The 17,908-nt window shown below is 54.3% G+C and carries 14 protein-coding genes; 5 read left to right on the top strand and 9 right to left on the bottom strand.

From position 1 onward, the window contains the following. Window positions 1-17: 17 nt before the first annotated feature. The 5 genes from ACTJI9_RS17585 to ACTJI9_RS17565 form a co-directional block, all read right to left on the bottom strand. Window positions 18-824 (bottom strand): transporter substrate-binding domain-containing protein, encoded by an 807-nt coding sequence (locus ACTJI9_RS17585; RefSeq protein ID WP_115055033.1) that lies wholly within the window; start codon window positions 822-824, stop codon window positions 18-20. A 189-nt stretch (window positions 825-1,013) separates the two neighbouring features. Continuing rightward, window positions 1,014-1,886 carry a PCC domain-containing protein gene (locus ACTJI9_RS17580; RefSeq protein ID WP_440809702.1) on the bottom strand — a complete coding sequence of 291 codons (873 nt, stop codon included), beginning with the start codon at window positions 1,884-1,886 and terminating at the stop codon, window positions 1,014-1,016. Beyond that, window positions 1,879-2,682 (bottom strand): SDR family NAD(P)-dependent oxidoreductase, encoded by an 804-nt coding sequence (locus ACTJI9_RS17575; protein WP_307277404.1) that lies wholly within the window; start codon window positions 2,680-2,682, stop codon window positions 1,879-1,881. The genes ACTJI9_RS17580 and ACTJI9_RS17575 overlap by 8 nt, the downstream gene beginning before the upstream one ends. After that, a complete protein-coding gene (locus ACTJI9_RS17570; RefSeq protein WP_440809698.1) occupies window positions 2,682-4,583 on the bottom strand; it encodes a TRAP transporter large permease in 1,902 nt (633 codons plus the stop codon). Before ACTJI9_RS17570 ends, ACTJI9_RS17575 begins: the two co-directional genes overlap by 1 nt. A 17-nt stretch (window positions 4,584-4,600) precedes the next feature. Beyond that, window positions 4,601-5,617 (bottom strand): TRAP transporter substrate-binding protein, encoded by a 1,017-nt coding sequence (locus tag ACTJI9_RS17565; RefSeq protein ID WP_115055029.1) that lies wholly within the window; start codon window positions 5,615-5,617, stop codon window positions 4,601-4,603. Window positions 5,618-5,832: 215 nt separating this feature from the next. Between ACTJI9_RS17565 and ACTJI9_RS17560 the strand changes: the two genes are divergently transcribed. The 3 genes from ACTJI9_RS17560 to ACTJI9_RS17550 are packed head-to-tail and all read left to right on the top strand — an operon-like array spanning window position 5,833 to window position 9,538. After that, window positions 5,833-6,696 (top strand): IclR family transcriptional regulator, encoded by an 864-nt coding sequence (locus ACTJI9_RS17560; RefSeq protein ID WP_115055028.1) that lies wholly within the window; start codon window positions 5,833-5,835, stop codon window positions 6,694-6,696. Further along, entirely contained in the window at window positions 6,696-8,303 is a 1,608-nt protein-coding gene (locus ACTJI9_RS17555; protein ID WP_440809696.1) for an acyl-CoA synthetase, read from the top strand. The genes ACTJI9_RS17560 and ACTJI9_RS17555 overlap by 1 nt, the downstream gene beginning before the upstream one ends. A 26-nt stretch (window positions 8,304-8,329) precedes the next feature. Beyond that, entirely contained in the window at window positions 8,330-9,538 is a 1,209-nt protein-coding gene (locus ACTJI9_RS17550) for a TIGR03862 family flavoprotein (RefSeq protein WP_440809693.1), read from the top strand. Here ACTJI9_RS17550 and ACTJI9_RS17545 read toward each other — a convergent pair. The 4 genes from ACTJI9_RS17545 to ACTJI9_RS17530 form a co-directional block, all read right to left on the bottom strand. After that, complete coding sequence (locus tag ACTJI9_RS17545) at window positions 9,527-11,107, bottom strand: ABC-F family ATP-binding cassette domain-containing protein (RefSeq protein WP_440809690.1); 1,581 nt, start codon at window positions 11,105-11,107, stop codon at window positions 9,527-9,529. The two genes, ACTJI9_RS17550 and ACTJI9_RS17545, sit on opposite strands and share 12 nt — an antisense overlap. Before the next feature lie 137 nt (window positions 11,108-11,244). Beyond that, a complete protein-coding gene (locus tag ACTJI9_RS17540) occupies window positions 11,245-12,963 on the bottom strand; it encodes a cation:proton antiporter domain-containing protein (protein WP_307277395.1) in 1,719 nt (572 codons plus the stop codon). A 177-nt stretch (window positions 12,964-13,140) separates the two neighbouring features. Next, a complete protein-coding gene (locus ACTJI9_RS17535; protein WP_440809686.1) occupies window positions 13,141-14,076 on the bottom strand; it encodes a dimethylarginine dimethylaminohydrolase family protein in 936 nt (311 codons plus the stop codon). Between the two features lie 13 nt (window positions 14,077-14,089). After that, window positions 14,090-15,676 (bottom strand): amidohydrolase, encoded by a 1,587-nt coding sequence (locus ACTJI9_RS17530; RefSeq protein WP_440809683.1) that lies wholly within the window; start codon window positions 15,674-15,676, stop codon window positions 14,090-14,092. Window positions 15,677-15,782: 106 nt separating this feature from the next. Here ACTJI9_RS17530 and ACTJI9_RS17525 point away from each other — a divergent pair, with 106 nt between their 5' ends. Continuing rightward, the gene (locus tag ACTJI9_RS17525; protein WP_115055122.1) at window positions 15,783-16,673 is read left to right on the top strand and encodes a LysR substrate-binding domain-containing protein; all 891 of its coding nucleotides are present in this window, start codon (window positions 15,783-15,785) and stop codon (window positions 16,671-16,673) included. Between the two features lie 128 nt (window positions 16,674-16,801). Then, window positions 16,802-17,908 carry an ABC transporter ATP-binding protein gene (locus ACTJI9_RS17520; RefSeq protein WP_115055022.1) on the top strand — a complete coding sequence of 369 codons (1,107 nt, stop codon included), beginning with the start codon at window positions 16,802-16,804 and terminating at the stop codon, window positions 17,906-17,908.

Here is a 17,908-nt window from a genome sequence, read left to right as displayed (position 1 = left end):
GCGCAGCTTACGCAGCCTTAGTTGGCGCTATAATCCTTGCCGTACCATTTGGTCGTCAGGGTCGCGAGCGTACCGTCAGCACGCATGGCAGTGATGATTTCGCCAACCTTTGCTGTCCATTCCGGATCACCTTTTTCTGCAATAACCACGAGTGGTTCGCGGAAAGCATAGCCACCTTCAAGAATCCGGACGGGATAGCCGTTCTTCACTGCGTTCTGCGCTGTCTGTTCCGGCGCAATGACAGCATCAAGACGCACGCCGTCACCGAGGCGCAAATCGTCAAATGGCAGCATGGAATCGGCAAAAGTGCGAATTTCGCCCGGTTCGATCTTGTATTCGACAGGTGGCAATCCCGGCGCATCGATCTCCAGCTGGCGGCGGATAAAGTCTTCCGAAGTCGTCGCGGTCTCAACGCCGATTACCTTGCCGTTCAGATCATCGACGGACTTCGCCTTGCTGTCCTTGTGCACCACATAGACATAGGGGCTGTAATAATAGACCGATGCGAAATCGATAACCTGCGCACGCGCTTTGGTTGGCGTCACTGAACCCACGCCGACATCATAGCGTCCCTGCCAGCGTCCGCCGGTCAAAGTTGCCCAATCCGGCGTCTGAAACGAGACTTCCACACCAAGACGCTTGCCGATTTCTTTGGCCATATCGATATCGAAACCGACCATTTCATTGTTATCGTCAAGATAGCTCTGTGGCGGCCAGCTGCTGTTGGTAGCGACGACCATAGCCTTCTTTTCCATAACGCGGTCAAGCGTTGTGCCAGCCTGAGCGGCGGTGGATGTTGCCAGAACCAAGGCTCCAAAGATCATGCTTTTAAGAACGTTGTTCACACTATTCCTCCTTAGGTGATCGAGCTGTCCTGTCCCCGTATTTATTATTATGTAAGACAGCGGGAGGGAGAATGTGCGCCCCTTATCCAGCGTAAGCAATAGGTGTTGCCCAGCCAGTTGCCGGTGCAGCATCGAAACTTATTGCAATTTCGTTATAGGGTCATGCCCTCACCACATCGGGCGGGCAATTTCTTCCAAGCATAGCTCAAATGTGATGCAGACAGGGTTATCACCACGCTCCAGAAAGCCGCGCGTAATGGTTCCATGGGTATCAACCATTGCGATTTCCAGCCGGGTCGCAGCGGCGCCCTCGCTCACAATTCCCTCAAGAACAAACACTTCCGTGGCAATGTCATCGACAATGCTCCCACCCAGATAGCGGGCACCGATCAGACTTCCAACGCTGCCACGAACCAATGCATGTTCGATGCCATGCTTGCGGCATATGGCTTCCAAGGATTCAATAATGTCCTCATTAGGAGCAATACGGGCAAACACCATGCGCGGCGCCTGTTGGTCCGTTTTCAGTTCATCCAACGGTACGGGATGAAACAGCGTAAAGCCGGTTTCTTCGTCAGGCTCGGACACCATTGCGATACTATCAACAGCCCAAGCCGTGGCACGGATCGGCTGACTGACAATTGTCTCGTGCGGAAGGATGTGGCCCGCATTGCGACTGCCATCCGCCTCGTTCCAGATCGCGTGACAATGAATGAATGGTGCGCCATCGCGTTCGCCAAAGGTGACATTGCCGCGCTCGAGTTGCGTTTCACCCATCGGCGAATATTGACCGCTATACCATGCCGCATGAACACCATCGGTCGATAGAGCCGGCATCAGATAGTGAAGCGGGGCAAATGAGCCATCCTCAATGACCAGCGCCGCTGCCCGGATATTTTCTGCAAGCAATGGACGCGCAATCGCGTCGTTGATGCTGAGGCCAGGGGCAAGAGTGAACTCTAACTTACGGCCCTTGCCCTCGAAGCTTTCGAACCGCTGCGCTGCAACCGGACCCGGTTGTATCAGACTGCGATCAGACACCCGCAACCGCCGAACAGCTTTGCCCGCCATCAACGGGGAGGCAGACGCCGGTGATAAACCGTGCTTCGTCGGATGCGAGAAAGACCGCCGCATTGGCCACGTCAAAAGCCGTTCCCATATGGCCCATGGGCACAAGCCGGTTTCTCTCATTGACCATATCTTCAACGGAAGCGTAATTGCCTGAAATCTGTTTATAGATCAGGGGCGTATCTATCAGTCCCGGCATTATGCAGTTGGCCCGAATTCCATGTTTTGCATATTGCATGGCGAGTGCCACTGTAGCCTGATTGACTGCGCCCTTGGCCGTATAATAGGCGAAATAGGGATATCCAGTCCAACGGATCCCGGCCAATGACGAGATATTGATGATCGCGCCGGATTTCCTCGCCATCATATGGGGCAGGACAGCCTTTGCCGTACGGAAAACCGAGCCAACATTAATATCGAGTGATGCCCGGAAAGCCTCTTCGCCGAGCTCTTCCGGACCGCCTGCCGTCACCACGCCGACATTGTTATGAAGGATATCAATCCTGCCATATTGCCGAATGGCTGTATCGACGACTGCGTTTATAGAACTGGTATCTGTGACATCAACCGCAATTGCGATGCCCGCCAGCCCTTCGCCCGAAATGATTTCGGCCGTTTCCTTCGCAGAATCAAAGCTCAAATCGGCACATAAAACCGTGGCGCCCTCGCGGGCATAGGCCAGAGCCGTGGCTTTGCCATTGCTCCAACCCTCGCCTGATGAACCCGCGCCAAAAACAATCGCGATCTTGTCTTTCAGTCTGTCTGCCATCAAAGAAATCCAGTCGAAATCCAAGGTATGGCTGCAACCAGAATAGTCCCGATCACAAGCGCGGCGAGGTAACCCCAGATCGGTCTCATGCCCTCATCCGGATTGACGCGGCCAATGGCGCAAGCGGCATAATAGCCAACACCAAATGGCGGCGCGAAAAGGCCAATGCCCATGGCGAGAATAACCACCATTGCATAATGGACCTCGTGCACGCCAACCTGTTGCGCAATGGGAAACAGCAGCGGGCCGAAAAGGACGATTGCAGGAATACCTTCAAGCACACTGCCAAGGATGATGAAGGCGACAATCGAAACCGCCAGAAATGTTATGGGACCGCCGGGCAATGCGCTCATGACTGCAGCGAGGTCACGCGAGAAACCTGACTGCGTCAAGGCCCAGGCCATGGCCGTTGCCGCGCCGATGATAAGAAGGATCGCGCCTGACAATGACGCCGTATCGACGAGCATCGGCTTCAGGCGCTTCCAGTCGAACTGCCGGTAAATCAGCAGGCCGGCCAGAACAGCATAGACAATGCCGATGGTGGATACTTCTGTCGCCGTCGCCACGCCCTCCACGACAGCCGCGCGGATGATGAATGGCAAAGCCAGAGCCGGCAACGCAATCAGGAACGCGCGGCCAATCTGGCTGCCGGTTGCCTTGGTTACGTGGGAAAGGTCCTCATTGCGGTAGCGATGCCGGACGACAAAGCACAGCATGATGGCAAGCACCACCCCGGGCAGCAATCCCCCAGTAAACAATGCGGCAATTGAAACGCCAGTCACTGAGCCAATTGTGATCAGCACAAGACTTGGCGGTACGGTTTCGGTTTGAGCTCCCGTTGCAGAAAGAAGCGCAACAAGCTCACCCGGTTTTGCGCCGCGTGCTTTCATTTCCGGGAACAGAACGGGCGCAACAGCAGCCATATCAGCCGCCTTCGCACCGGAAATGCCGGAGACGAGATACATGGCACCGATGAGTACATAGGATAGTCCTCCCCGCACGTGCCCAAGCAGGCTGGCGAGAAACTGTACCATGGCTCGCGCCATTCCGGTCATTTCAATAAGTACGCCCAGAAAAACGAAGAGCGGAACCGCCAGCAAAATGAGATGCGACATGCCTTCGTCCATGCGCCCTACGACAACCAGCATCGGGACACTTGTCGTCAAAGACAAATAGCCAAATGTCGCCAAACCAAAGGAGAAGGCAATCGGCACACCGCTTAATACAAGCGCAGCGACAATCCCGACGAAGAATATCAGCAGATTGAGATTACCAAGCGTCTTCAAGCATGGACCAAGCAGCCACAAGACCAAAGCAATAGTACCGATGAGAACCACGGCGGTAAAGACATTGCGCAGATTGGAAACCTGAAAAAGCTTGATCAGTGATGAAACAATCATAAGGGCTGCACCAACCGGCAGTGCCGCCGCCCGCCATGCATTGGCAATCTCCAGCGCAGGCGTGGTTATATAGGTTTCTTCATGGGCATAATCATAGGCCGGGTAAATGATCAGCAGGAGGAACGCCAGCGCACCGACCACCGCAACCACGTCGAAAAATGCGCGCCTTGCCGGGTTCATCATGCCAACCAGCGCAGTCATGCGCATATGCTCGCCGCGCCGGAAAGCTACCACTGCACCGAGCATGGCAAGCCAAAGAAACAGGATCGACGCCAGCTCGTCTGACCAGATCAAAGGGCGATGCAAAACATAACGCGCGACGATGCCTGCGAAGAGAATGACCACTTCGGCAACCACCAGGACAGCCACCGGATATTCGACCAGATGGCCGAGAAGCCGGTCACATTTTGAGAGAAAAGATTGGTCGCCGCGTTGTGCAGGAGATAGAATACTCTCCTCGCCTGCAGCGACCGCGCCTTCGGTTATTTTGATTCCGGCCATCGTCTGCGGCTCTTCAATCAGGCCAACTGTCCGACGACTTTTTCCAGAAGTCCCCAAGCCTCATCGCCATATTTGCCCTTCCACTCGGAATAGAATCCGGCGCTACGCAATGCCTCACGGAATGGAGCAGGATCGGGCGTATTGAATTCGAGGTTTTTGGACTTAAGATCCGCCTGCAAAGTCTCAGTCAATTTGGCAACATCGTCGCGCTCGGCCAGACCGGCAGCATTGATGTTTTTGGAAACAATTTCCTTGATATCGTCCGGAAGCGCTTCCCAGGCGCGGCGGTTCGACAGAAACCAGAACCCATCCCACATATGGCTGGTCAAGGAGCAGTATTTCTGGACCTCATAAAGCTTCGCAGTCGAAATAATGGCGAGCGGATTTTCCTGCCCGTCCACCACCTTTGTCTGCAGCGATGAGTAGACTTCATTGAAGTTAATGCTGGCTGGCGATGACTGGAAAGCCGTGAACATGGATGTCCATAAGGGGCTGACCGGTACGCGAATCTTGAAATTCTTGAGATCGTCGGGCGTTACAATTGGCTTTGTGCTTGATGTGATATGGCGGAAACCATTGTCCCAGATTTTGTCCATGGCAAAGAGATTGGACTTCTCGATCTGCGTACGCACATAGGCGCCAAGTTCACCGTCCATGGCCTTCCAGACCGTTGCACTATCGGGAAAGGCAAAACCGATACCGTTGATTGACGCGGCGGGCACGAGGGTCGAAAGAATAAGTCCAGACAGGGTGAAGAACTCGACCGCACCGGAACGCAATTGGCTCAATGTATCCGTGTCAGAACCGAGCTGGCTTGAGGGAAAGATCGACAGTTCAAACCGGCCGCCTGTCTCTTCCCTGATCTTGTCAGCGGCTTCTTTGGCTCGAATGTTCATTGGATGAGAAACAGGCAGGTTATTGGCATATTTATAAGAGAACTCAGCAGCCATGGCCGGACGTCTCATAATAAATGGACTGGCAACCAGTGTTGAGCCAGCAGCCAGCAAGATCTGGCGACGTGAAAAATTGTTCATTGAAGTTCCTCCCGGGTATCTCTTGCAGTTCTGCGAACCTGCCGGATAGGGCAACCTCCATTGCCATATCGACACTGCGATCCATATTATAGAATGCGCTCTCTCCTCGTTCCTGGAAAATCATAAACAAACAAAGCGGTCTTGCAATCCTTTTTATGGCATTGTCTTATAAGATTGAATCTTGATCCACATTATGGACCTTTGGGAAACGGAAGATGGAACAGCGTGTCGCGTCGACATCCGGCCTTAGCGGTGCACAAAGCGTAGACAGGGCGCTTAGTCTGCTAAGCCTCGTCAGCTATTTTGGAGACCAGGGCTCGACCCTTAGCGAGCTTGTTGAACAAGGCGGCTTGAACAAGCCGACGACACGCCGCCTGCTGCTTGCATTGATGCGTTCGGGCATGCTGGAGCAGGACGAGATGACCCGGCGTTATTTTCTCGGTGAGGAGGCTTACATTCTTGGCACACTGGCTTCGCGTCGCTATGGCCTGCTCCAAATTTCCCGCGACAGCCTGACAACGCTCTCCGCCAAGACCGAAGACACAAGCTTCCTTTCAATTCAGCGGGAAACGTCCTCCGTATGCCTGCACCGCGAGGAAGGCACATACCAAATTCGCACCCATGCCTTGCAAGCGGGCTATCGCCATCCGCTTGGCGTAGGCGCCGGTTCTTTGGCCATTTTATCAGCTTTGCCAGACGAGGAAATCGAAGCCATACTCGAAGCAAACGATCCGGTATTGCAAGCGGAATACCCCAATCTGGGACCCGCTCAAATCCGGGATGATGTTGCGACAACCAGGGAAGCTGGCTTTGCGCTCAATCCGGGCCGAATCCTTGCAAACTCCTGGGCAATCGGGCTTGCGATACACCATCCTGATGGGCGTCCTGCGGGCGCTTTAAGCATTGCCGCCATCGATAGCCGTATGCAGCCCGCCAGGCAGATCGAGCTTGTCGCGCTTATGCAGGTGGAGGCAAGGAAGATTGAGGCGCGGCTCGCCCATCTTCAACCTTTGAATGGACGGATAAAACGTCCTGTCAATCCAGCAAGGCTGGGAACAAAGGTCGAGGGAGCAAATTAATGGCGCAGGCTGAGGGGCTGGCTATTTTGCCTATGAGCAAGCGGGTGATGAACCTTGCCAATTTCCTGAGTGAGGCCGCGCGGCGGTTTCCCAAAGAAATCGGGTTTGTCTGGGGAAATAAAAGCTGGACCTGGTCGCAGATTGACCAGCGTGTCAATGCGATGGCTACGGCCTTGCAAAGCAAATTTGGCGTTGTGCGGGGCGATCGCATTCTCATCCAGTCGCAAAACTGTAACCAGATGTTTGAATCGATGTTTGCCTGTTTCAGGCTTGGGGCCGTATGGGTACCGGCAAACTTCCGGCAAACACCGGAGGAGGTAGCCTATCTTGCCAGTGCCAGCGAGGCAAAGGGCATGATATGCGCTAACGCCTTTCCCGACCATGCCGCTGCATGCCGCGCCTCAAGCAACGAACTGGAATTCATCGTCAGTATTGGCACGAGCAAGTTCGGCGATGAGTATGATGATCTGGTTGACGCATTTTCCGGCCAGACAACGCAAATGGCTTTGGTTAATCACGACGACCCCTGCTGGTTTTTCTTCACCTCCGGCACAACCGGCAGACCGAAGGCCGCCATTTTAACCCATGGGCAAATGGCTTTTGTCATCACAAATCACCTTTGCGACCTGATGCCGGAAACAACACATAAGGACGCTTCGCTCGTCGTTGCTCCTCTGTCTCATGGTGCCGGTATTCATCAGCTCACGCAGGTGGCGCGAGGCTCGAAAACCATTTTGCTGCCTACGGAAAAGTTCGATGCGGCGGAAGCTTGGCGACTGGTGGAAGAATGGAAGGTGAGCAACATGTTCACCGTTCCGACGATCCTCAAGATTCTGACCGAAAACCAGTCTGTCTCAACCTATGATCATTCATCGTTGCGTTATGTGATTTATGCTGGCGCTCCAATGTATCGCACCGACCAGATCCACGCACTCAAGACGCTGGGGCCGGTCCTTGTCCAATATTTCGGCCTCGGGGAAGTAACGGGAAACATCACCGTCCTGCCGCCCGCATATCATTTTGCAGAAGACAATGCGCAGGCAAAAATCGGCACTTGCGGATTTGCTCGCACCGGAATGCAGATATCCATTCAGGATGATAATGGCGACGAAGTCAGCGCCGGTGCAACGGGCGAGATCTGCGTCATAGGCCCTGCGGTATTTGCGGGCTATTACAACAATCCCGAAGCCAATGAGAAAGCATTTCGTAATGGCTGGTTCCGGACTGGCGACCTCGGCCATCTGGACGAGGAAGGCTTTCTTTTCATCACTGGCCGCGCCTCTGACATGTATATTTCGGGCGGTTCCAATGTTTATCCCCGTGAGATCGAAGAAAAAATCCTCACTCATCCAGACATAAGCGAAGCAGCGGTGATCGGTATTCCCGATCCCGTATGGGGCGAGGTCGGGCTTGCGATCTGCGTGGCAAAAGCTGGCGCGGCGCCCGACGGCGCGGCCATTATCGATTGGCTTGGAAACAAGATGGCGCGGTACAAACTGCCCAAGCGTCTTGTTTTCTGGCCTGAAATGCCAAAGTCCGCATATGGAAAAATTGCCAAGAAGCTGATACGGGACGAGCTCATCAGGCGAAAGGAACTCGACGCCTGATTTCTCCAAACTCGAGCAGGCTGCGTGTGAAACCAAAAGAGATCGCGATTATCGGGGGTGGCCCCGCCGGTCTGGCAGCAGCAGAGGAACTGTCTTTTTCCGGTCATTCGGTAACTGTCTATGACAGCATGCCAACGCTCAGCCGGAAGTTTCTGCTGGCCGGAAAGTCAGGGCTGAATCTCACCCATGCGGAAGACTATAGGCAACTTGTGATGCGCTTTGGTTCGGCGTCAGATCGTTTGCGCCCGGCGCTTGACGCTTTCAGTCCGCTGGCCGTTCGGGCATGGGCAGAAGAGCTCGGCGTTGAAACCTTCATTGGCACATCCGGCCGCGTATTTCCAACAGCGATGAAGGCTTCCCCTCTCCTGCGAGCGTGGTTAAAACGGCTGGAAACATGCGGTGTAAAAATTCGTACACGCCACCGCTGGACCGGGTTTTCTGGGAGAGACTATCTGTTTGATACGCCGGATGGTCAAAAAATGATACAGCCGGATGCAGCTTTGCTTGCACTTGGTGGTGCAAGCTGGCCGCGTCTTGGCTCCGATGCCAGTTGGCTCCCATGGCTGCAAAATGCCGGTGTGAATGTTGCTAGCTTTCAACCGGCCAATTGCGGCTTTGATGTCGCTTGGGATGACATGTTCCGGGAACGTTTTGCCGGTGCGCCCGTCAAATCCGTTACAGCCACTTCCGACGCCGGTATAATTCCCGGCGAATTCGTGATTACCCGCCACGGCATTGAGGGCAGTCTCGTCTACGCGCATGCAGCGAACCTGCGCGAGCGACTGGCATCCCAGGGCGAAGCTGCGCTTCTGGTGGACCTTGTGCCGGGCCGAACGCTGGAACGCTTGGTCAAAGATCTGGCGCGGCAAGGCGGCAAATCAAGCTTTTCGAACCGCCTGAGAAAGGGCGCGGGAATTGATGGCGTAAAGTTGGCTTTGTTGCGTCATTTCGCTGACGACACCGATCTGACAAACCCTGAAAGTACGGCACGGCTCATCAAGCATTTGCCTATCTCTGTTTCAAGGCCCCGCCCGATAGCAGAGGCAATATCCTCCGCGGGCGGTATTCGTTGGGACAGTGTTGGCGAAAACTACATGCTCAAAGCAATCCCCGGTCTCTTCGCTGCCGGAGAAATGCTTGATTGGGAAGCGCCGACAGGGGGATATCTGCTCACGGCTTGCTTGGCTACAGGCCGCGCAGCAGGGCGCGGCATTGCCGAATGGCTAAAGTGCTAGCCATTTTTCAATGCCAATTGCCGCCAGAAAGTCTTCATCATGACTAACGACAAGCAATGCACCGTCATAAGCGTTCAGTGCCGTTTCGATTGCTTCAACCGACATAAGGTCAAGATGATTTGTAGGCTCATCGAGAATCAGCAGATCAGGAGGTGCGTTACTGCCCAACACACAAGCCAGCCCGGCGCGAAGTATCTCTCCCCCGCTTAAGGAGGAGGCCAGCCGTAGCGCACTATCGGCCCGGAAGAGAAACCGTGCCAATGCAGCACGGCAATCATTGTCCGTACTGTCGGGATTCAGGCGTTTGAAATTTTCCAAAATCGTGCTTGCAGGATCAAGCAGGCTGACACTCTGGTCCAGCATGGCGAATGGCCCCGAGCGCTGAATTCTTCCGCTTGTGGGAAGAAGCTCGCCCATTGCGAGACGAAGGAGTGTGGTTTTGCCTGAACCATTGGGCCCTGTAACTGCCATGCGTTCGGAGCCGGTTATTGTAAAGGAGAGCTCGTTGATTATCGGAGCCTGCATGTCCGGCCCACCGAATACCTCATCAAACGCAAGTACAATTTTTCCAGCCGGTGTGCGGGATGCCCCGATCTCGAAGGAGAGTGACTTTAGGCGCTCAATGTTCGAGACGGCCGATTGCAGTTTCTGTTCAGTCTTTTGACGCTGCCTGTCTGCCAATTGCTTGCCACGTCCGGAGCTTTGCTCCGCGCGATCTTCACGTGCGTCCAAAATGAGCTTGCTGAGGCCTGCTTTGCCGCGTGAACGTTTTCCCACAGAATCCTTTTTGGCCTTGCGCTCTGCAGCAATCTGTATCTTGCGGGAGAGCAGCGCGGCATCGCGTTCGGCAACGATCAATTCGCGTTCTGCTGCTTCTACCTCCCGGCCTTTCTGTTCTTTATAATCGTCCCAATTGCCGCCATATGTTTTTACGCCAAGGCCGGACAATTCGACGATCCGGTCCATCTGGCGAAGTATCTGCCTGTCGTGGCTGACAACCAATGCCCCTCCTTTCCAATGGAGGAGAAAGTCCGTCACGGCCTCCCTGCCCTCACGATCAAGATTGTTGGTAGGCTCATCAAGCAGAATAAGATCAGGCTTGCTGAAGATCAGGGCGGCAAGTGCAATTCTGGTTCTTTGTCCGCCACTTAATGTCGACAGATCGCGTAGGGGGTCACATTCCTGCATTCCCACCTGTGCCAATGCCTCGATCAACCGTGATTGGAGAGTCCAGTCCGCTTTCTCAAAGTCGGTGGGCGTGCCATTGCCAGCCATAATCCGCCATATCGTTTGATAGGCTTCGGCAACGCCCATCGCGTCGACAACCGTTCTGAAATCTGAGTTGTGAACAGATTGTTCAAGAAGGCCGAGAGAGCCTGCCCGACTGACCGTGCCGGATTGCGGGGCGAAGTCACCCGCGACGAGTTTTAAAAGAGTGGATTTGCCCACACCATTGCGCCCGACAAGGCCGGTACAACCACGCTCAAGACTGAGGTCCAGGGATTTGAAGAGTTCGCGGCCTTCAGCCGTGGTGTGGGAAACATTCTGCAGAATGAGAAGAGCTGACATGACCAACCGATAATTCAATTGCGGATAAGGCGAATGAAGTTTCGGTTGTAATTTTCATTGTCGTAAGCTCCTGCGTATGTCCCCCCAAAACTAGGTGCGGAATGTTGTAATATCAAGGCAGCCAGAACGACGCTGTGTCAGTCATCTGCTTTTTGGCGTGAAACATTCATCTCCGTACGCTCTCTTGCCATGGTGGTAACGGCGGAGCGAAGTCCCGGATATCGCGAGGCGAAAATATTGAAATCCCGGCGGTCAAGGACCAGAAACTGACAGAAATCGATCGCCACGACATCCGCAGTGCGACGTCCGCCGCTCAAGAGCGCCATTTCGCCGAAAAATGCACCGGCATTCAACGGAACATCACCGCTGTCCAGCCGGACTTCCACAGCACCAGCAACGATGAAATACATGCCGTCACCACGATCGCCGACGCGAATGACGCGCTCGCCGGGAGATGCTGATTTGGGTCTGAACAGCAGGAACAGCTCTTCGCGCGATGTCTTGTCGAGCTGCGAGAAAAGTGGAAACGTTTCAATAAGCTGCTTAAGCTCCTGCTGGTGCTTCTTGTCGCGCTCTTCACCCGCGACCCTTATAATGGCCAGTTCGCGCTCCAGCTTCTCATGCTTCATTTTCCCATGCCGGTCGCACCAGATGGGCCACTTGATCAGGGCGGTCTTCTTAAGCCTTTCGGCGGCAGCAAAAATCAGCGGGTTGAGAGTAATCGAAAGGATTGCTCCAGCCAGAATAAGGTCTTGCCCCTCCTTGGGAAGAAGCTTCAGCGAAACGCCAAGCCCTGCAAGAATGAAGGAAAATTCGCCGATCTGGGCAAGTCCTGCTGCAACTGTCAGGCCAAGGCCGATCGGATAACGAAGAGCCAGCACAATCCCCAAAGCGATAACGGATTTTCCAAGGATAATGATCAGCAGAGTTCCGATGACCGCCAATGGTTCGCGCAACAGAATGGAAGGATCAAAGAACATCCCGACTGATATGAAAAACAGAACCGAAAAAGCATTCTGGAGCGGCAGTGAATCGGCAGCAGCCCTGTGGCTCAGATTCGACTCACTCATGACGACGCCCGCAAAGAAGGCGCCCAGCGCAAATGACACGCCAAAAACTTCGGCAGAACCGAACGCAATTCCCAAGGCGATTGCCAGCACGGAAAGGGTGAACAATTCGCGCGAACCCGTACGTGCGATCAGCGTAAGAAGCCACGGCACGACCTTGGGGCCAAGATAGGCCGCCATTATCGCAAAGGCTGCAACTTTCAGCAGCGTAATTGCAAGGTTAAGCGCAAGCTGTGTTCCACTAATGCCAGTGCCGGTTGCACCGAGAACTTCAGCCAATGCAGGAAGCAGAACCAGGGCCAGAACCATGGCCAAATCTTCAACAATCAGCCAACCAACTGCAACGCGCCCGCTCGCGCTGTTAACGAGATTGCGCTCTTCCAGCGCTTTGAGAAGCACGACCGTGCTCGCGACGGACAGGCTAAGCCCGAAAACAACCCCGGCACCAATACCCCATCCGAAAAAAGAACTAAGGCCAATCCCCAACAAACTGGCAAGGAGTATCTGGATGATCGCGCCCGGCACAGCAATATTGCGGACGGCCAGAAGCTCCGATGCGGAGAAGTGCAACCCCACGCCGAACATGAGCAGTATGACGCCCATTTCGGAAAGTTGGCCCGCAAGTCCGCTATCGGCAATAAAGCCGGGCGTGAAAGGCCCCAGAAGAATGCCTGCGAAAAGATAGCCCACCAGCGGCGGCAACCATAATCTGTCAGCCAGATAGCCGCAAATAGCTGCGGCCACGAAGCTGACGGCAACTGTCGAGATCAAAGCTACTTCGCTGTGCACATCAATCCTTGGCGTTCCAGATTGCATTGATAAGTGAAACTATGAAGCGCGAGCCCCAGGCTATTTCAGCCCAAAGTTTCGATAAGAACGCTTACCACTAAATGCAACCAGAATCTCAATGCCGGATTGAATGCCGTGCTGTGTGCACCTCAATATCAGATCAGCTGACCTCTCTTGTTACGCTGGGGACCGCAGCAGTGCCTGCGCCATGCAGTGGATTCCGCCGCCGGTTTTGGAAATCTCGCTCATATCGACTGCCGCAACTTCAAATCCTGTCGCTCTCAGCTTTTCGATCAACGTCTTGCTTGATGTCGGTACGATGATGCGATCCTTGCCGAGCGACATAAAATTGCACCCAAGATTCATCGTATCCTGAAAAGGCACATCAATTATTTCATGTCCCTTTGCTTTGAGCCAATCGACAATGCCAGGTTCCGTACAGGCAAGGCAAACGGCAGTGAGCTTTGGCGCAATCGGCACGACCATCAGATCAATGTGGACATAATATTCGTCGATAAAGGCAAGCCGTGTTTCCCAACCTTCTTTGCGGAACCACTCCTCGACTTGGCGTGCCCCCTCTTCCTGCGTCCGCGCACCGCCGCATCCGATCAGGACGCAGCCTTCTTCAATGACGTTAAAATCGCCACCCTCAAAGGTTCCGGCTGTGACCATATCGTAGATCGGAATACCCAGCCGTTCATAGGTGCGGATCGCCGCGTAGTTTTCTCCGCGTCGCCACCAGTTCGCCATGGCGGTGATGATTGCGCCATAGGGCGTCATGACGCTGGAGTCCCTTGAATAGACCTGCATGGGCAATTCAGGTTCCGGCTCGTGCCAGTGAATATTCACGCCGAAATGTTCGTAGGCGGCCACCAGCTCCTTATGCTGCGCCTGCGCGGTTTGAATATTGCAGGGAGCTTCACGCAAGTGTTTTCGGGAAAGTGAACTGGTTGCCATATGACGTAGAAATGCCGGCGATCCCAGCAACACATCAGTCAGCGGATCGGTCTCATTGCGAAACCCCCAATTGACAAGCGGCTTTGTAGCGCCATTGGGGTTTCGCCGCTTCAATGTGAAAGCATCGGCATCAAAACCATTCTCGTGACGTGTCATTGCTTTCTCCTCATTATGCGGCGTTTGGTATCCACCACTCGGTTCCGCGCGCGGTTGTTATGTATTCGGGCCAACGGAAATGAATTGGCGGTTCGTAATCGCATAGCGGCGCGATCCATTTGGAACCGCCGACACCGCCGCCTGTCCGTTCAATAAACTCATCTTTTGCCGCACGACGGGCCTCGCCATCTTCAAGCAAGCGCAATGCCGTCAGGGCCACTGTCTTTGCGGCGCAAACAATCATCGGATCAATCGTTTCCGATATTCCGCCAAGGGCATTCATGACCCAGCCCGGATAGGCTTTACCCTTTGGCGCTTTCAACGCCGGACGAGCCACGTAGAAGCGCACTGTCGGCGCATGCCAGGTCATGTCGGTGTAGTCATCGGAGGTCGAATTCAACTGCGAGGGGGGCAAGTCACGCCGTAATATGGCTTCTGCATCCTGCGGTGAAATCAAACGCTCGCACTCATCCAGAAAGGGGTCGTCCATGGCGTCAATACCGGCATTGACTTGAATCTCTCGCGCGATTGCTTTTGCAGCCTCGTCCCATTGCGGAGCACCAACATATTTGAGCGCTTCCCAGGTAATATTTGCCATTGCGTGGTTGGCAAGACCGGGCCGAGACTTACAGACCCAATGCCGCTCAACCCTGCAACCGGACATTGCCGCAGCATGCTCGGCGTTTCGATCCAACGCGGCGGTAATCTTCTCAGCCATGGCGATAGTCGGAACGCGCATCATATACTGAATTTCGGCAAGCCCAGCGGGCAGATTGTCAGCTGTTGCCTGCCCTGCAGTCAGAATTGCCTCGCTGATCGACCAGCCGCCCTGATGCGGCAACATGGAATCGCGCAAGGCTTTTGATGCCATATACATCATCATCAGCGCATCATTGGCTCCTGGCGCACGCACAGCGGAATGTGATTGCGGAATGGGAGCGCCATCGCTCAACCCCCAAAGTTCAGGCTGATCGCAGATGAATCGATAGATCATCGAATAAGCAGCGCCACAATGCGTATCCCACCGGACGGTGTTGCACAGAGGCAGCATATAGAACGGATGGAACGAGATCATGCCGTCCAATCCGTCATAATAACCTTTGGCTGCGTGAATGGGCTTGGAGCCGCGCACTTTCTCTGCCGGCTCTCCGGTAAATCGCAGGGTTCCGGCAATACCGTGTTTTTCCATTGCCGCCTTTGTGGCCAAGAGACCTCCAAGAGCAGATATTCCGAGTCCCGAATGCGGGTCAGTATGACCACCAGCATGCTCACTCAGTCCGGAGCGCGGTTGCCGCGACGTGGTAGCGGCCTGGCAATTGCCGGGCACCGCATCGTACTCTGCATACATGCCAATGGTTGGCGCCTGTCCCGACATTCCTGCTCTATTGGTCCAATGCGCACAAAATGCAGTCGGCATGCCAGCAGAACCGGCCTCTACATCAAAGCCTTCCTGCCGCAAGCGATGAACATACCAATCTGCAGATCGGTACTCGCGCCAGGCGGTTTCTCCGAAATCAAAAATAGTGCGTGCCGATGCCGAGAGATCAGCCTTGTGATCATCAATGAAATTGAGTGCTGAGACCGATGCTTCCGTGACCACAATTATCTCCCGTCAGACGGCAGATAATCATCTGGATGCAGGGAGAAAAAGTGATATGTTTTCTCAAAACGTGCAAATTCTTTTCACCTCTTATCGAAGGCATCGCATGAGAATACCCTCAACTCAGGCGCTTCGCGCACTTGAAAGCTTTGCCAGACATGGCAGCGTTTGGCGGTCTGCGGAAGAACTGCACCTGACGAGAAGCGCGGTCAGCCACCAGCTTCGTCTGTTGGAACGCGACCTTGGATTCGAGCTTTTGCAGCGGGATGGCAAGGGTGTTACCCTTACGCCGAGGGGACGAAAATATGCCAATGATGTGCGCAAGGCGCTCATCGTCATCGACGATGCTGGCGGGCGACATAGCCCTGCAAGCACTGGCGGGACATTAACTGTCAGTTGCACGTCCGGCTTCGCATCGCTTTGGCTCTGCACACATATCGCGGAGTTTCAGGAGAAATATCCCGATATCGCCCTGCGGATTGTCACTCCGCGCAAACTTGATGACGTAACTGCGCCGGGCGTTGACCTCTTTATCGCTTTTGGTGATGGCAATTGGCCCAACAGGGCCGTCGATCTGCTTTGCGAGATCGAGTTTACTCCGCTGTGCAGCCCTGTTCTGCTCAACAAATTGGGTGGGTTGGCCGAACCGAAGGATATATTGCGGGCACCTTTGCTGCATCTGGTCGATTTCGAGGATTGGACGCTCTGGCTGGCCTTGGCAAATGTCGACAACCCTGACTCAGAGCGCGGAATTGTGTTTTCCGATATGAACCTTGTGTTTTCGGCAGCGATCACGGCGCAGGGGATTGCAATCGGCGACAAGCTGACATGCCGGAAGGCAATGAGAGGCGGCCAGCTCATTCAGCCGTTCGATCTCGCTATCAAATCACCAAAGTCGTATTTTCTTGTTACCGATTATGCGAGAATGGATCATCCGGCGCAGCTCGCCTTTACTGAATGGCTGAAGTCCCGGCTTTCTCAAACCCGCAACGCCTAAAACGCATCGTGGGATAGATTCGGCGGTGGCGTGAATTATTTTCACGTGTCAGGGTAATATAATTCAATTGTCGTTATTGCAGATTGTGCCTAGGCTTCATTAAAAAGAAGGGGAAAGAGGTTCAATCAATGCCTCAAAGCATGCAGCCGGGCGACGCGAAAGCCGCCGAGATCAAGGCTATATCTATTGGCAAAACATTTGGCGCATTTCATGCGCTCAAAGACCTGTCGCTCGACATCAAGCGCGGCGAATTTTTGACTCTTCTGGGGCCTTCGGGGTCGGGCAAAACCACGTTTCTGATGATACTGGCGGGCTTCCTTGCCCCAACATCCGGCAAACTGGTGATGGACGGCAAAGACATTACCAATATACCCGCTGAAGATCGCTCCTATGGTATGGTCTTTCAGGGATACGCCCTCTTCCCGCATCTGACTGTCGAGCAGAACATCGCTTTCCCGCTCAAGGTACGCCGCCAATCTGCTGCCGATATCAAGCGTAGGGTCGGTGAAATGGTTGAGCGTGTCGGCCTAGTTGGCCATGAGAAGAAACTGCCAGCCAAACTTTCCGGCGGCCAGCAGCAACGCGTTGCGCTTGCCCGTGCTTTGGCGTTTGAGCCTTCCGTACTGCTGCTGGACGAGCCATTTTCGGCCCTTGACAAAAATCTGCGTGAAATGATGCAGGAAGAAGCCAAGAGGCTGCATCAGGAAACCGGCACAACCTTTGTCTTCGTTACGCATGATCAATCCGAAGCGCTTGCTTTGTCATCCCGCGTTGCCATCTTCAATCATGGCGAACTGCTGCAGGCAGGCAAACCGCAGGAGGTCTATGAGCGACCGGCAAACCGTTTTGTTGCCGAATTCCTTGGCGAGATCAACCTTCTGCCGCTCGATACTGTTCAACTGGATGGTGAGCGTGCCGCAGGCAGATTTGAAGACCAGACGATCACTGTAAATAAATCATCGGCACTTGCAGGCAGGGCAGCGCTGGCGGCTATACGGCCTGAGCACATGGTCATTTCTGTGGAGCACCGGAAAGACAATTGCAACGCCATCACCTGCCGGGTCGAAGGAGCAACATATTTCGGCGCTTCGACCAAGTATCATTTACGAACACGCACCGGAACGAGCCTGGCGGTTTCAATGCCGACAGCGACGACCTCGCCCATAGAACCCAACACGAATGTGTGGGTGTCATGGCCGGAGCATCAGGGCTTTTTGCTGCCGAATGGGAGTTAG

Origin of the sequence: Phyllobacterium sp. 22552 (genome assembly GCF_052044585.1) — a bacterium.
GTDB lineage: Bacteria > Pseudomonadota > Alphaproteobacteria > Rhizobiales > Rhizobiaceae > Phyllobacterium > Phyllobacterium ifriqiyense.
The sequence above is the reverse complement of the archived record's forward strand: the minus strand, read 5'-3'. Positions and strand labels throughout refer to the sequence as shown.